The following is a 15,248-nucleotide window of genomic DNA, read 5'->3' as shown; positions in this document are numbered from 1 at the left end:
GTCGACGTCAGCCGCGGCGCGGGCGCTGCAGCGTGAACGACTCGAATTCGCGCAGGTCGCCGCCCGGCCCGAGTACGTCGTAGTACCTGACCTGCATCGTCGTCGTGCCGCCGGGGTGACCGGGGTCCACGGTGAAGGCGGCGAACCCGTACGGGTGGGCCGCGTTGCGAGTCGCCGACCACGGGGCGGGCTCCGTCACGTACACCGGCGGGCGCTTGCCGGTCGTCGGGTCGGGCGCGCCGACCGACGTGATCACCCGGCACTTCGGCGGGTTGAACAGGACGCCGTTGGAGCCGACCGACGTACCACCGCCGCCGATCACCATGTGGACGGTGCCCTTGGAGGTGTCGACCAGGTCGGTGCGGGTCGCGGTGGGGATCGGCGTCAGCGTCGGGTTCGGCTGCTGGCCGCGGATCGGGTGCGAGCGCTCGTAGTGGTGCTCGTGACCGCAGACCACCAGGTCCACGCCGTACTCGTCGAACAGCGGCACCCACTCCTGCCGGATGCCGAGGTCGGCGCCGTTCGCCTGGTCGGCGCTGCTCACCACGACCTGGTGCATGCAGACCACGATCCAGTCGATGTCCCGGTCCGCGCGGGTCGCCTTCAGCTCCTGCTCCAGCCACGCCTTCTGCGCGCCACCGGAGTACCCGCGGACGTAGCTGTTGCCGCCGTCCTGGTAGCAGACGTCGTCGTTCGCCAGGCTGATCACCCGCACCGAGCCGACGGTGAACGCGTACCACAGGCCGCGCGTCACCTCGGTCTGCCCGTCCTGCCGGGGCAGTGCGAAGTACGTCTGGTACGCCTCGTACCCGATCGGGCCGTTGCCGAGCTCGTTCTCGTGGTTGCCGGCCGACGGCATCCACGGGCGGTTCCGCGCGCTGCGGGAGTTGTTCTCCCAGAAGTCGTTCCAGGTACGGACGCGGTCCTGGGCCAGGTTCGCGTAGCAGAGGTCGCCGTTGAACAGGTGGAACAGCGGGCGCACCCGCTCCACCCCGGCCGTCACGTCACCCGCGGCCGGCGAGCCGAGGTTGTCGTTGACGTACGGCGGGTTCGGGATCGTCACGCCGGCCGGCGGCACGTACCGCTTGCCCAGCGTCGGCGTGCCCTGGTCCCCGAAGCTCGAGAACGTGAACGCCGCCCGTCCCTTCGGCGCCGTCCGGAAATTGCCGAACACGGTTTCCGCGCCGTCGTGGACCGCCGCGTAGACGTACTCGCCGGCCGGGCGCAGCCGGCTGATCCGAGCGTGCTGGACGTACACGACCTGCCCGGACTTGGCGTCGGTGTAGCTCGTACCGGTCGCGGTCACGGTGCGCTCGAACTCGCCGTCCGGCGTACCGAGCAGGACGCGGGCGCGGCGGACCGGCTGGCGGGTGTGCCAGGAGACCACGACCTCGGTCGCCGCGTCCGCGCCGAACTGCAGGTGCAGCCCGCCGACCTGGGGAGTGGTTACCGGATCGGCGACCGGCGACGGCTGCCGGACCGGGGTCGCCTGGACGGAACCGGCGGCCGGGGCAGCTTGGGCGGAGCCGGCGGTGGCGAGCAGCGACCCGCCCGTGACGACCGTTGCAGACGCGAGGAACCCACGCCGTGAGAAGTGCGACTCGAACAGCTCTTCGTCATCGATCACCACTCCACGCTGGGCGCCGGAGGTGACGCCCAAGCCAACTCGCTACCGCCTGCCGCCGAACTCCCAGGGATGTACTTCGGCATCCGCCGCCTGGACCAGCTCCCGCGCGGCGTCCACCGACGGCGCCTCCAGCAGCGCGGCCCGCCCGGCGTGTACGTCGCCGTCGAGCAGGTCGCCGTACACGATCAGGTGGTCGGACGTCAGCGGTCGCGCGGCGTCCTTCGTGAGCACGAGGTACCGCTGGTACTCGTCGACCGCGTTCGCGAACTCCCACATCGTGCGGCCGGTGTGGTTCTCGAAGCGGTACACCTCGACGGTCTCGAACGCCCCGCCGAGGTAGTACGGCTCGTCGTACACGAACGTGTGCAGCGCCGCCGCGGACGGGAGGTCGACGATGTGCAGGCTGCCGGTCGAGCCCTCCCGGTCCTCGGTGAGGGTCGGGCCGCGGGCGATCAGCTCCGCGGCGTACCCGTCCATGAAGGTCCAGTGGTCCTCGGTCAGCGCGGCCTTGACGTCGGCGCCGGCCCGGTCGCGGCCGTAGACGAAGTACTGCGTCACGACAGGTGCAGGCGCAGGATCGTGTCGTAGTCGACGACCTCGACACCGGCCGCCGGCGTGACCGTCTCCTGCGACGGCACGATCAGCAGCTGCCGCGGGTCGGTGACCTCGACGTCGTACTTCGACTTCACCTGGGCCCGGTTGTCCGCGGTCGCGAAGTACTCAGCGTACTTCGCCAGCTCTGCCGCGCTGTCCTGCACCGGCGTCCGGAACACCCGGCGGCGCTTCTTACCGTTGGTCGTGTCAACGACCGGGAGCTCGAGCCGCCCGACGACGTGGCTGCCGTCCGCGCGTTCCAGGATGAAGTCCGGGTGCAGGTCGCCGAGCGCGGGCTCGCGGACCAGCTTCGTCGCGCCGAACACCGACAGCAGGATCTCCTCGTGCTTGTCGAGGAACTCGTCGACCGTGCTGTCCTGCAGACCGTGCGCGAGGTACGTGCTCTCGAACGCGTCGGCCTTCAGTACGGCGGGATCGACCGGGAGGCTGAGCGTTCCGATCGGGTCGAGGTGCGGGCGGGCGTTCGAGTACGTCTGCAGGAAGTCGAGGTACTTGCCGGCCGGCTCCGAGCGGTGGATCGCGATCGCGAAGTTCACCCAGTGCACCCGCAGCGAGTCGCCCGCGGTGTGCACGAGCAGCGTCCGGTCGAACGTCGAGTAGTTGCCCGGCTCGAACCGCAGCAGCTCGTCGCCGGGGCCGGCGTACACCTCGCCGAGCAGGTTCGCGGCGGCCGGGAACCGGTCCTCGAGCGCCTGCCGCCCGGCCGTGGTCGCGATCGTCGCGTCCTTGAACAAGTTCTCGCCCGGCAGCGACATCACCGCGTCGGAACCGTCGCGGACGCCGAAGTACTCCTCGACGCTCGCCAGCTTCTGCCGGCGGACCTCGAGCGTCCGGTACTCCCGGCTCAGCCCGACCAGCTCGAGGATGTTCCAGTCCGGCGTCTCGGTCAGCACCATCATCCGCGGGAACAGCATCGGCCCCGGCAGCTCCGTGCGGTGGCTCACCGGCAGATGCCCGGCCACCCCCTTCAGGTGCTCCCCCCAGAACTGGCCGTTCACCTTCACGAACTCGGTGGGTTTCATCCTCGCCCTTTCTCGACGCTCCGACACAGCACGCAACCCCCGCCGTACGCGGCCTATTCCCGCGGGACCGGCGACGATCACACCGTACGATGTCCCGCACCATGCCGCCGCGACTCACCCTGGTCACGCTGAACACCCGCGGCCTCCCGCTGCCCGGCACCCGGATCTCGGAGCGGTACGCCGCCGTCGCGGCCGCGCTCGACCCGGCCGACGTGGACGTGATCTGCCTGCAGGAGGTCAACACGTACCGGCAGCTGAGCCGGCTGCGGCGCGGGTTCAGGTCGTTTCCGTACGTGATGTACCGACGCGGTCTCGCCGGACCGGCCGGCGGGCTGGTCACACTGTCGAGGCTCCAGTGCGGCGGGCCGCGGGTACTCAACGTCCATCCGATGGCGAACACGGACGGCGACTGGTCCGTGCAGAACCGCTTCCACCGGTCTCAGGGCGACCAGCTGCGAGCGCTCGCAGCGGCTGTGAAGGCTCCGGCTGTGGTGTGCGGGGACTTCAACGTGTCGCGCGACAGCGTGCTCTACGACGAGTTCCGGGTCGGGGCCGGGGTGCGGGACGCGTTCGACGGGGACTGTCCGCCGACGTTCCATGCCGAGTACCTGGCGCCGGGGAGTAGCGCGCACTGCATCGACTTCATCTTCGTCACCGAGCCTGCCGAGGTCAGTGGCGCCACCGTGCTGTTCAGCGACAAGGTGGCGATGCCCAGCGGGACTGGGCATGTCTCGGACCACCTCGGGCTGAGGGCTGTCATCGCAGCGCGACCAGGGAGTCTCGGGTGCTGACGAGGACCAGGTTGCCCGCGGCGGCGACACCCCAGCCGCAGCCGACGCCGTCCAGGGGGACGTAGGCGGGGGCGGCGCCCTCGGTCAGCCTCATGATGCGGCACTTGGCGTCGCCCTGGGGGCTCATCATGAACACGCGGCTGTCCGCCGTCACCGCGATCCGGCTGCCGGCCGGCGCCGCGACCACCGCGGTCGCCGTCGCCTGACCGTTGCTCGGGTCAACGAATCGGACAACGGTTTCGGTGTCGCGTTTCGCGAGGTTCGGGCAGGAGGTGACGACGAGGCGCCTGCCGGACCACAGGAGCCGCGGCGGGCAGGCCCATTCCTTCGGCAGGTCGACGGTCCACTTGCCGGCGCCGGTGTGCGCGTCGATCGCGACCAGCCGGCGGACCTTTCCGGCGGACTCGGCACGGATGCCGACGAGCAGGTCACCGGCCGCGGTCAGAGCGCTCAGGTCGCCGTCGGCGCGCCAGCGCTGCTTGCCGCTCTTCAGGTCGAGCCCGATCAGGTGCGCGGGCTCCTGCCGGCAGCTCGTGCCGACGTCGAGGATCGCGAGGTCCGCCACCGCGGTCGCGACCGTGCTCGTACAACGGCCGGGCTCGTACGTCCAGCGGTGCGAGCCGTCCAGATCCGTGCCGTAGACCTTGTCCGACCCGACCGTGTACTGCTTCGACGTGACCAGCGGATCGCTGTCCTCGACCTCGTCGTCGATCGACCCGTCCGGCCAGGCCGCCGTCCGTTTGCCGGTGTCGGTGTCGAGCACGGCGTACCCGACCTGGTCGAACATCGCGAGCAGCTGCTGGCCGCCGTCGAGCGGGTACAGCTTGACCTCGCGGTGGGTGTCGGCGCGGGTGTACCGCCACCGGACCTTGCCGGTCTTGGGGTCGATCATCTCGACGGCGCCGCGGCCGTTCGCGACGGCGATCCCGTGTGCGGTGCCGACGAGGGATCGCAACGTATCCGGGTTGCCCGGCGTCGACCAGAGCGTCCCGCCGTCCACGACCGACGCGACACCGACGTCCGCCGGCACGTGCCGGTTGTCGAGATGCTCGTCGGCGCTGTACAGGTAGGCGTTCTGGATCGAATCGAAGAGGAAACCCAGAAGAATCACCACGACGCCAGCACCCAGCGTGCCCAGCCACCACCCGCGACTCCTGACGACGCTCTGGGCGAACCAGGTGGCGGCGAAGGCCGCCGCACCGCAGAGGACCAGCGAGACCGACGCGAGCATCATCGTCGGGACCCGCGGCCCGGGACCCGAGCCGCCGGTCGTCGGCGGGATGTTGGCGAGGATGACGAAGACTCCGACGAGACCGACCGCGGCCGGTGCGACCGCGACGAAACGGGCCATCCGATCGGTACGGCGCGCCGTCCACGCCACTGCGAAGAGCGAGACCACGGCCAGCGCCGTCATCAGAATCGGCTGCCAGCGCGAGTCGTCGTGGAACGCCGGGTACCGCCACGGCGAACCCAACGCCGCGCCGAGGCCGGCGATCGTGGACCCTGCGGACATGAACGCCAGCATCGACAACAGGCTGTGCCGCCAGCCGCGCCACGGGCTCGGCGCGATGCCGTCGAGTTGCTCCAGTTCGGCGGCGAGGTTGGTGCGGGCGGGCTGTTCGTAGCGGTCGTGGGCCAGGTCGGTGCGGTAGATCCGGTCCGAAGCCAGCAGCACCTGGAGCTGCGCACGTCGTACGCCGGCGTCGAAGCGGCTGTCCCGGCGTACCTCGGAGGCGTGTTTCGCGTACTGCGGGTCCGCGAGCACGGCGTTCACCGCGTCCTGCAGAACGTCTCCGTTGGCGCCTCCGCCTCCCGTAAGGCGGATCAGGCGCGCGACTTCCGCGGTCCGTACGTCGGTGACGCCGTACGTCGGGAGCAGCTCCCCCGCCAACTGCGCCGACGCCTCGGCATCGTCCTGCGCGGTGTTCTCCGCGCTGTGCACCGCCCGGTGGAACCAGGCCGCGAGCCGGACCGCGACCGGGTCGGTGGCCAGCTGTTCCAGCGAGTCCAGTGCCCCGAGGACGTGGCGCAGGTAGTCGTCGCGGTACGCGCGGCGCTTTCCGGTGTACCGCCGTACCAGCGTGTCGGCGAGCGGCCCCGCGTCGGGAATCACGTCGCCCCACAGCTCCCGTAGTCCAGGCATGCGCTGATGGTGGCAGACGCTCGGCCCGGACCCGCGTTTCCGCAGGTCCGGGCGCGAGGCGTGGGCAGCTAGCGGCCGACGGCGACGGTGGCCGAGGCGGTGATCGGGGCGAGCGAGGCGTCGCCGGTGTAGGCGCGCATCGAGTCGTTCGTCACCGAGATCGTCACGGTACCGGGGCGGATCGCGGTCAGCGTTCGCGTGACCGGGTCGAGCAGCGCGACCTTGCCCGTACGCCGGGCCTGGTCGAGCGTGCCGCCGATCGCGAGGTTCGGCGAGCCGGACCAGTGCACCGACATCGGGTAGCGCAATGGCACGACCCGGGTCCCGGCGCCGACGCCCTCCGGCTGCACGATGCTGCCGTTCAGTACGGCGGCCTTGCCCGCGGCCAGCGTTGTCGGAACGTCGAGGTTGACGGTCTGCGCGAACGCCCGTACGTCGGCCTCGAGCCACTGCTGGTCAGCAGTACGGCGGGCGTCGACGGACCAGTCGACCCAGCCGGTGAAGCCGCCGCGGTCCGGCGTGCCGTACGGGTCCTTGCCGGACGACGGGAGCACCGTGTACGGGACGCCCTCGACCCGGTGCACGTTCGCGACCTGGGCGTGCGAGCCGACCATCGCGGCGCCCTTGTCTGTGCTGTCGCGGAAGTTCGTCAGCAGCTTCTCGATCAGCGCGACCTCGTCCCGGTCGCCGAGCTGGCTCGACTTCGTCTCCTCCGGGTCGTCGACCGGGTGATGCGCGAACACCATCACGTTGCGGATCGAGCGATCCTTCGCGGCGCCGTCGAGGGCCTGCTTGAGCATCGGCAGCTGATCCCAGGCGGACGTACGCAGCGTGCCGAGAGCGCTCGCCAGCAGGATGAAGCGCGTGCCCTTGTGGTCGAACGTCCGGTACGGCTGACCGAACTCGTTGGTGAAGTTGGTCAGGTCCGACTGCGTGTTGTTCAAGCCGTACGACTCGTGGTTGCCCGGCACGTAGTAGCACGGGACCGTGTTGCCCGTCGGCGTGCTGTTCGGCGCCGGCTCCTTCCCGACCGGGATCAGGTCGCAGCCCGCGTCGGTCAGTACCTTGCGCGCGAGCGACAGGTCCTGCGGCAGCCCGCGGTCGGTGATGTCGCCGTTCAGCACCACGAGGTCGGGACGCGTCTTGCGGATCCGGGCGAGCGCCGCGGTCGCGACCTGCGAGAGCGCCGGGTTGTCGGCGGTGAACTGCACGTCCGACAGCGTCGCGAACTTGAACGTGCCCGTGTTCAGCGTCCCGTCGGCCGAGACCAGCGGGTCGGCGACCAGGTCCGGCTGCTTCGGCAGGTCGATCGAGGTCGGTACGTCGGCCTCGAACCGGTCGAGCACGAACGTCCCCGCCTTCTGCTGCGCGACCGCGGTGTTGATGCCCTGGTACGACGAGATCGACACCGGGTACACCGTGTTCGCGGGCAGTGTCCAGGTGACGTTCTGGTAGTCCGCGGACGCCTTCAGCCCGGTCCCGTACAGCCCGAGCGCCTTCCCGTTGCCGTCGTACAGGCCGACGTAGTCGAGACCGCTCGGTACGTCGATGCTCGACTTGATCCGCAGCCGCAGCCGGAGCGGCTGGCCCGGGACCTGGATCCGGTTCGCGGCGCCGTTCGCGGAGATCCCGACGTTCCGCATCGCGGGGAAGTCGATGCGCAGGCCGTCGGGGTCGACCGAGCGGGTGGTGGCCGCGGTGCTGTTGTTGTTCCAGCGGGCGAGGACGTCGTCGTCGAAGTCGTACACGACCTTCGTCTCGACGCCGACCGTGATCGGGAGCTTCACCGTCTGCCCGGCGGCCGCGACCGTGAGGATCGTGCCGGCGTTGGTGAGCGGGACGATCTTCAGCTTGCCGTCCACGGCCTGCACGTCGACGACGGCGTGGTCGTAGTCGAGCTTCAGGTCCCGCGGGTCGATCGGGGCGGTGTACCCCTGGCCGTCGCGGCCGGTGATCGCGACGCTGACCGCGTTGGCGGCCGTCGCCTCCGGGATCGACAGCCGTTCGGTCGAGGACTCGAGGCTCTTCAGCGGGCCGAGTACGTCGACGCGCTGGGTCGTGCGCACGTTCCCGGCTTGTGAGGTAACCGTGGTCGAGCGGTTTCCGGCAGTCAGAACACCGTCCTTGATGGTGCCGCCCTTCGCCTTCCAGACAAGGCGTTTCGGGGCGACCGGCGTCAGGTGGTCGTCGACCGCCTTGGCCGTCAGCGTGCGGTGCATGCCCGGGAAGACCTTGGTCCCGCCGTCCGCGGCCGCCTGTCCGGCCGCGGGCTTGATCGCCAGCTGGTGCACCTTGCCGTCACCCTTGCTGACGAAGACGCCGACGCCGTTCGGGTCGTTGCGCTCCTGGCCGTCCGACGGGTTGTTGCGGACCGTCGTACCGTCCTCGCCGAGACCGCGGGCGACCATCGTGGTCGAGCCGCCGCCGTCCAGGTTGACGGCGGTCTGGATCCCGCGGTCGGCCAGGTCCTGTGCCTCGCGGTCGATGCCCACACCGCCCTTGCCGGTACCGCCCGGGCCGTCCCAGGTCGCGAGTACGAGGGTCCGGCCGCCGTCCTTGAACCCGAGCGCGGTCCGCGGCGCGATCGACTTGTCCAGCCCCGGTACCGCCTTGCCGTCCTTGACGATCGTCCCGCCCTGACCGAGCGCGAACTTCATCGACTTCGCCAGGTCGTTCGCGAGCTCGTAGTGCAGCGTGACGGCGTCGCCCGGCTGCAGGGCCCGGAGCGCGGTCGCGGCCGTGTCCCGCCCGACCAGGTAGAACCCGTCCGCCGGGATGGCGCCGGCACCCGCGGCGCTCGGGTTGACCGAGACGACCTTGCCCTGCTCGACGAGTACCTCGGCGACGTCGGCGTTCGCGAACCCGCGGGCGCGGCTGTACTCGCCCCACACCGGGGTGTACGCGACCAGCCCGTTCGCGGGTACGCCGCCACCGTTGGCCGCGTTGATCGTCAGCACCTTGTGGTCGCTGCCGGAGAACGTCGCGGTCGAATCCACCGCCAGGTCGACCAACTGGGCGATCCCGTCCTTGCTCACGCCGACGTGCTGGCGTCCGGACGCGTCGGCCGACTTCAGCAGCTGGCCGTTCTGGACCTCACCGCCCAGCGCGGCGTTGCTGTTCCCGATGTCGAAGAACTCGCCGTTGACGCCCGCGACCGCGCCGGCCTTGTTGGCCGCCGTACTCAACGGCCCACCGGACGCCACCGCGCCTGACGTCAGCAGGTCCGTACTCACCGCCTTGTTGCCCAGATCGATGGTGAGGTACTGCGCGTCCACCCAGCCGCGCTGATCCACACTCTTCACGTGGTTGAGCGCGATCCCCGGCCCAACCGTCTCGTTCGTATCCACCAGCGCGAGCCCGGCAACCGGATGGTCGTCGGCGTACCCGACAGCCGGCAACGACCACAGAACACCGGCGGCCGCCACCACCGCGATCCCCGCCGTCAAGCGATGAGCCTTCATCGTCGACCTGTACTTTCTGCACGATCCCAGGCCGGGCACTCACCCCCAGCCGCGCCGCATCCAGAGGCGGCGCAACCACCGACCGTTCCCTGAGCCGACAACATCGGGGTAAACCGCTGACGACATACCACCATCAACCGGTAGACGTCTTACCGCGCCGGCAACCCGGCGTACACCACCGGTAGGCGCTCAGTCGTCGTCGCGTTGCGATCGGAACCGGTCGGCGAGCTGTCCCGGGTCGGTCTCCCACCAGGGCCGCATCAGCTCCGGCTCGTCCTCCCCCGCGGCGGCCCGCTCGGCGACCACCCGGTCGAGCCGCCGGTCCACCGCCGCCGCCTCGGCCTTGTCCGCACGGATCCACGCCACCAGCTGCCCGGCGAGGAACGGCAGCCCGACCATCTCCGCCAAGGTGAGCATCAGCCCACCCCCGAACCGCTGATCCTCATGCGGCGCCGGCCCCCACCCGTGCCGGACGGACAGGTAGTACGTCGCGGCCAGCGTCCCCGGGCTGGTCATGATCAGGATCCCCGGCAGCGCGTCGAGCAGCCCGTCGAGGAACCCGATCGCCACCCGGACCGGCGGCGTACACCAGGCCGGCAACGACTCCCCACCGAGCATCGGCCAGAAGAACAAGCACCCGACGACGATGAGCTGCAGCCGGAGCAATTGGTGGAGCACGTCGTTCTGGAGGACGGCGTCGTAGTACGGCGTGAAGTAGACCAACGGCAGCAGGGCAGCCCCCAGCAAGGAGCTCACCGCGGGGAACGTCAGCACCCGCACCAATCGCCCCGCCCCCAGGGACGGAAAGTTCAGCCCGATCAACTGCACAGGCCCACCGAACGCGAGCAGCACCGGCGTCAACGCCAGCAGGAGCACGTTCTGCACGGCGTACGGCCAGAACAGCACCCGGTCGTACGTCCCCAGGAAGGACATGGTCAGCACGACCACGCTCCCGAGCCCCGCCCCGAAGAACACCAGCGTCCGCCACACGGGCCAGACCCCACCGGACCGCCGTACCCGCCAAACCCCAGCCAGGTACACAGCCCCAACCACCAGCACACCCACGAGCACCGGACCATCCACCGTCCACGCCCGCAGCGCATCCCCCACCGTCAACGGAGACACCACTTCACGACCCACAACCCCAAGCTAGCCACCCCACCCCGCCCCCGCTCCGCGACCCCACCAATCTCAGCCACCCCTCAGCGAGCAACCCTCGAACTGAGGAGCCGCAATCCGATGTAGCCGAAGCCGACGATGAGCAGGCCTTCGCTGACGACGTCGCCCACCAGACCGTCCAGCGGGAGGGATCCGAGCACAACGTCGCTGAGGACGCCGGCGATCACCGCCCAGCCCGCCCATCGAGGGAACCTTGCGGATCGCACGGCGGCAACCGCGAGGAGCAGTACGCCGATCGTGAATACGTAGTGCCCGAGCAGGAGCGGGGCTGCGACCGCGACCTCGTGCATGAGTGCATCGATGACGTGCACCGCAGCCGCCCGGTCGACCGTTGGCGAGGTGGCGGCGTAGAAGACGAGGTTGACCCCGACCAACGCAGCGTGCGCCGTCACGAGTCCGTAGACCAAGGCCCCGAGCGCGATGTTGGCCACCCGTCGCCCGCGGGATGCGATGGCCGCGACGAGCCCGAAGAAGGCCGGCAGGAACAGCATGGTCGCCACGAGGCCCACCAGGGCGCCCGCCAGGCCCGTGCCCCGGTGCGCCGACCACGCGGCGTACGTCGAGGGCCCGTCGTTCCCGCCCTCGGGCGCGAGCAACTCGGCGGCGCTGAACGCGATCGGCGCCAGGACGAGGCAGACACCGGCCGCCTTGCGCCGGAACTTACTGGTGGGGGCGGACGGTCCTGACGGAACTGCCAAAGTGATGTCGTCGTTGCGGATGGACATTGGGCTTCCCTTCTGTGGCCGGCGCCCCGTTGGCCCAGCGGCACCTCCAGCGTGGAACTCCCGAGCTGTCCGGCGGCAGGGTGCCGGCCGCACGGCGGACCACCGTGCCGGCTGCGGAAAACCGCACCGAGCGATACGGCGAACAGTCGAGACAAGCAGTCCACCGCTACGCGACACTGGCGCTGTGACGGTCCGGGCGCGCAGCATCGTGATAACGGCGGCCTGCCTCGCTGTCCTGATCGCGCCGCTGCTCATCGGTGCGCGCTTCGGGCACCTCGCCGAGGCCGCCCGCGGCCTGCCCCAGACGGCGGCCTTCCTCCTCTCCGGGACCCTGGCGCTGCTCACGTCGCCGCGGCACCGCGGGGCGCGGCGGCTGCTCGCCGTGGGCGTCGTCATGGCGGTGGGATACGTCGTCGGCTCGGCCTACTCGGGCCACCTTGCCGGCGGTGGATCTGCGTCGTGGCAGGTGGTGCTCCTGCTCCAGGCCCTCGAGATCGGCCAAGCGCTCGCCCTCCTGGCGCTGCTCGCGGTGTTCCCCGACGGCCGGTACCGGATGGCGCGGGATCGTGTCGTCGTCCGAACCGCGGCCGTCCTCGGCGCCGCGGTCGTCCTGGCGGCACGGATCGGCTCGGCGACAGTCACCTATCCGGGGTCGCTCATCTGGGGCGACCACGTCACGGCGCCCAACCCGACGGTCCCGCCCGCGCTGGCCTGGCTCGGTCGCGTGGCCGCAGGCGGGTACGGCGCGGCCTTCCCGGTGTGCGTCGGCACCGGTCTGGTCCTGCGCTTCCGCAGTGCCGAGCCGGCCGAGCGCCGCAAGATCAGGTGGCTCGTCATGGGCGCCCTGGTGACGCTGATCGTCGGAGTGACCTTGGGTGCGGCGGGCGGTTGGGTCCATACCTTGCCTACGTGGCTCGTCTACGTCCTCTATTCGCCCGCTGCGTTTGCGCTGCCATTGGCGATCGGACTCGGGATGGTGCGGGACAACGTACTTGATGTGGACGCTGTCATCCGGCGATCTGTGGCCTATGCAGTGCTATGGGTCCTCGCCGGCGGGATCTGCGTCGGTGCCGCGCTCGGGCTCGGGCTTGCCGCGGGAGCCTCGCTGCCGTTGCCGATGGCAATCGGTCTGACCGTCGCGGCGACCCTGCTGCTCGCCCCGCTGCGCACCCGTCTCGAACGGCTGGCCGATCGGCTCGTCCACGGCCGCCGGTTGTCCGGCTACGAACTCATCGCCCAGCTCGGTGCCCGGCTCGAGGCGACGCCGGCTCAGGACGCCGTCGCGCCGGAGGTGGCGGCCGCTGTCCGGGCCGGTGTCGGCGCGACCTGGGTTCGCGTCGTCGTGGACAACCAAGCCGGCGGGACGGTGCTCGGCTCGGCCGGTCAGGTCCCGGATTCGGCCGGGCCGGCGATCGCCGTACCGCTCGTCCAGGCCGGGGTGGTCGTCGGGTCCATCGAGTGCGGTCCGAAGCGGGACGGCCGCTACCGCGACGCCGACCGACAACTGCTCGCCTCCCTCGGCCGGCAGGCCGCACTGGCAGTTCACAACGACTGGCTCGCCCGGCAGGTCGAAGCCCGGGTCGTCGACCTCGACGCATCACGCGCTCGGCTCGTCGCGGCGGAGGATGCGAGCCGGCGCCGCCTGGAGCGAGACCTGCACGACGGGGTCCAGCAGGACCTCGTCGCGTTGCTGGCGCGCATCGGACTGGCACGCAACCAGCTTCGACGCGACCCACTCCTCGCCGACGCAAGTTTGAAGGAGGTGGCCCTGGACGGGCAGCGGGCGTTGCTTGCCGTGCAGGAGGTGTCACGTGGCCTGCATCCACCCTTGCTGTCGGATCGGGGGCTCGTCGAGGCCGTCAGCGAGCGGGCCGCCCGGATGCCCATCCCGGTCGACGTACGCAGCAACCTCAACGGGCGCGCGAGGTTCTCCCGGGATGTCGAGCACGCGGCGTACTTCGCCATCTCGGAGGCGATGACCAACATCGCCAAGCACGCGAGCGCTTCTCGCGCGGTGGTTACGATCGGCATGGTGGAGGACGACCTCGTTGTCGACGTCAGCGACGACGGATGCGGTTTCGACGTAGCGAACACACCCAGGCGCGGCCTCCTGGGGCTCGCCGACCGGATCGACGCGCTCGGCGGGCAGATCACCGTACGCAGTGCGCCGGGTCGTGGCTCGACGCTGTCGTTCACCGTCCCGGAGGGTCCACGCACATGAGCCCGCTGCGCGTGGTTGTCGCGGACGACAACTTCCTGGTCCGTGAGGGCACCCGCCGGCTCCTCGAGGACTCCGGCGAGGTCGACGTCGTCGCCGCGGTCGGCGATGCCGCGGAGCTGCTCATGGCCGTCGACCGCCTGACCCCGGACGCCGTGATCACCGATATCCGGATGCCACCCGGCCACAGTACGGAAGGCATCGACGCGGCCCGCAGACTGCGGCGGACCCACCCGGGTGTCGGGGTCATCGTGCTCTCGCAGTACTCCGACGCGGCCTACGCGACCGAACTGTTCCGCGACGGCACCGAGGGCCTCGGCTACCTGCTCAAGGTGAGCATCGGCGACCTGGACGAGCTCCTCGCGGCGTTGAAGTCGGTCGTCGCCGGCCGGTCGGTCGTCGACCCCGGGGTGGTCGAGCGTCTCGTCCAGCATCGAGTCCGCCAGGGCAGCTCACCCCTCAACGCCCTTTCCCCACGGGAACGGGAGGTGCTGCGCGAAATGGCCGAGGGCCGAACCAACGCCGCGATCGGCACCCGGCTGCACCTGTCCGAGTCAGCCATCGAGAAGTACGTCAACGCGATCTTCACCAAACTCGACCTCGGCACCGCGCCGGGAGTCAGCCGCCGGGTAGCAGCCGTACTGACGTACCTCCGCGACCCACCTGGCTGACCGGCCAATCTGCAGGGCGCCCAACATCAGAAATTGGCCTCCGACCTGCGTTTCCGCAGATCAGAGGCCATCTCTGGACTCAACTACCACATGTGGCGGGTGCAGGGTTCGAACCTGCGTAGGCATAAGCCGACAGATTTACAGATTGGGCCAAGACCTGCCCTGACCTGCGGGGTCAGTGGCAATGCCGGCCCGATTGACAAGCCATCGACGGGAGAAGCGTACTGACACCCTCCCGAAGCGCGCGACGGGCTCGAAACCTGCCGACCAGCGAGTCGGCGCCCTGAGAGTCTGCGCCGCGCCGACCGTGCTGCTACCCCGCCTTGGCAGTGGCCAGATGTGCCGCGTCCCCCTCGACGCTGCGGAGCGGGTAGCTCGTGTAGAAGCTGATCTCCTTGGAGCTGATGCCCGCCGCCCTCATGCGGCCGACGATGGTCCGGCGGTGCTGCGTCGTGGTCGCCCGCCGGCGGCCGGTTGCTCGCTCCTCGGCGCTCCGTCCAGCGAGAAAGGTGAACTGGTCGAGGCTGTCTTCGGCGTAGGTCCGGCACTCGCGGAGGACTGGGCACGTCGCACACACGCGGCGCGCAGCGGCGACGAGTGCCGGCGCATCAACGTCGCCGTCGAAGACCGCTTGTTGCGTCGCCTGGTCCGTGAAGTCACCGGCGAGTCGAGCGCACGACCCGCTGGGCGGCGGAGTGCCGACCGCAGTGAGGGGCGGGTAGAGGGTGTCCAGGGCAGTGCTTTGGGCTTGCATCCCACTCTCCGGGGTTTCCGGAGCGTGGGGGCCACCGCCCGC

General features: G+C 70.4%; 11 protein-coding genes. 3 read left to right on the top strand and 8 right to left on the bottom strand.

The features are described 5' to 3' along the window. Positions 1–7: 7 nt before the first annotated feature. From ACQHIV_RS35325 to ACQHIV_RS35315, 3 genes are read right to left on the bottom strand one after another with little or no spacing between them, the layout of a single operon-like run. Positions 8–1,627, bottom strand: coding sequence for a purple acid phosphatase family protein (locus ACQHIV_RS35325; protein WP_427888666.1), 1,620 nt, complete (start codon positions 1,625–1,627; stop codon positions 8–10). A 42-nt stretch (positions 1,628–1,669) separates the two neighbouring features. After that, positions 1,670–2,185 (bottom strand): YciI family protein, encoded by a 516-nt coding sequence (locus ACQHIV_RS35320; protein ID WP_427888664.1) that lies wholly within the window; start codon positions 2,183–2,185, stop codon positions 1,670–1,672. Further along, a complete protein-coding gene (locus ACQHIV_RS35315) occupies positions 2,182–3,264 on the bottom strand; it encodes a hypothetical protein (RefSeq protein WP_427888662.1) in 1,083 nt (360 codons plus the stop codon). Before ACQHIV_RS35315 ends, ACQHIV_RS35320 begins: the two co-directional genes overlap by 4 nt. Before the next feature lie 101 nt (positions 3,265–3,365). On the opposite strand from ACQHIV_RS35315, the gene ACQHIV_RS35310 reads away from it, so the two are divergent. Continuing rightward, positions 3,366–4,055, top strand: coding sequence for an endonuclease/exonuclease/phosphatase family protein (locus ACQHIV_RS35310; RefSeq protein WP_427888660.1), 690 nt, complete (start codon positions 3,366–3,368; stop codon positions 4,053–4,055). Here the strand turns inward: ACQHIV_RS35310 and ACQHIV_RS35305 are convergent. The 4 genes from ACQHIV_RS35305 to ACQHIV_RS35290 all read right to left on the bottom strand — a co-directional run bounded on the left by ACQHIV_RS35305 (position 4,021) and on the right by ACQHIV_RS35290 (position 11,563). Further along, positions 4,021–6,198, bottom strand: coding sequence for a PQQ-binding-like beta-propeller repeat protein (locus ACQHIV_RS35305; protein WP_427888658.1), 2,178 nt, complete (start codon positions 6,196–6,198; stop codon positions 4,021–4,023). The two genes, ACQHIV_RS35310 and ACQHIV_RS35305, sit on opposite strands and share 35 nt — an antisense overlap. 68 nt (positions 6,199–6,266) lie before the next feature. Further along, positions 6,267–9,659, bottom strand: coding sequence for a phosphodiester glycosidase family protein (locus ACQHIV_RS35300; protein ID WP_427888657.1), 3,393 nt, complete (start codon positions 9,657–9,659; stop codon positions 6,267–6,269). A 189-nt stretch (positions 9,660–9,848) separates the two neighbouring features. Then, positions 9,849–10,799: a cytochrome c oxidase assembly protein gene (locus ACQHIV_RS35295; RefSeq protein ID WP_427888655.1), complete on the bottom strand. Its 951-nt coding sequence runs from the start codon at positions 10,797–10,799 to the stop codon at positions 9,849–9,851. Between the two features lie 62 nt (positions 10,800–10,861). Further along, entirely contained in the window at positions 10,862–11,563 is a 702-nt protein-coding gene (locus ACQHIV_RS35290) for a DUF4386 family protein (RefSeq protein ID WP_427888653.1), read from the bottom strand. A 184-nt stretch (positions 11,564–11,747) separates the two neighbouring features. Between ACQHIV_RS35290 and ACQHIV_RS35285 the strand changes: the two genes are divergently transcribed. Together ACQHIV_RS35285 and ACQHIV_RS35280 are read left to right on the top strand one after the other, a co-directional pair. Continuing rightward, positions 11,748–13,784, top strand: a complete 2,037-nt coding sequence (locus ACQHIV_RS35285) for an ATP-binding protein (protein WP_427888652.1) — start codon at positions 11,748–11,750, stop codon at positions 13,782–13,784. After that, positions 13,781–14,452 (top strand): response regulator transcription factor, encoded by a 672-nt coding sequence (locus ACQHIV_RS35280; protein ID WP_427888650.1) that lies wholly within the window; start codon positions 13,781–13,783, stop codon positions 14,450–14,452. Before ACQHIV_RS35285 ends, ACQHIV_RS35280 begins: the two co-directional genes overlap by 4 nt. 313 nt (positions 14,453–14,765) lie before the next feature. Here ACQHIV_RS35280 and ACQHIV_RS35275 read toward each other — a convergent pair whose 3' ends face one another. Continuing rightward, positions 14,766–15,206 carry a WhiB family transcriptional regulator gene (locus ACQHIV_RS35275; protein ID WP_427888648.1) on the bottom strand — a complete coding sequence of 147 codons (441 nt, stop codon included), beginning with the start codon at positions 15,204–15,206 and terminating at the stop codon, positions 14,766–14,768. Positions 15,207–15,248 lie beyond the last annotated feature (42 nt).

The organism is Kribbella polygonati (assembly GCF_050320105.1).
Classification (GTDB): domain Bacteria; phylum Actinomycetota; class Actinomycetes; order Propionibacteriales; family Kribbellaceae; genus Kribbella.
The sequence above is the reverse complement of the archived record's forward strand: the minus strand, read 5'-3'. Positions and strand labels throughout refer to the sequence as shown.

Excerpts from the sequence above, each read along its gene's own strand:
- ACQHIV_RS35290 (WP_427888653.1), bottom strand. The coding sequence starts at position 11,563 with ATGTCCATCCGCAACGACGACATCACTTTGGCAGTTCCGTCAGGACCG.
- ACQHIV_RS35305 (WP_427888658.1), bottom strand. The coding sequence starts at position 6,198 with ATGCCTGGACTACGGGAGCTGTGGGGCGACGTGATTCCCGACGCGGGG.
- ACQHIV_RS35280 (WP_427888650.1), top strand. The coding sequence starts at position 13,781 with ATGAGCCCGCTGCGCGTGGTTGTCGCGGACGACAACTTCCTGGTCCGT.
- ACQHIV_RS35300 (WP_427888657.1), bottom strand. The coding sequence starts at position 9,659 with ATGAAGGCTCATCGCTTGACGGCGGGGATCGCGGTGGTGGCGGCCGCC.
- ACQHIV_RS35315 (WP_427888662.1), bottom strand. The coding sequence starts at position 3,264 with ATGAAACCCACCGAGTTCGTGAAGGTGAACGGCCAGTTCTGGGGGGAG.
- ACQHIV_RS35310 (WP_427888660.1), top strand. The coding sequence starts at position 3,366 with ATGCCGCCGCGACTCACCCTGGTCACGCTGAACACCCGCGGCCTCCCG.
- ACQHIV_RS35275 (WP_427888648.1), bottom strand. The coding sequence starts at position 15,206 with ATGCAAGCCCAAAGCACTGCCCTGGACACCCTCTACCCGCCCCTCACT.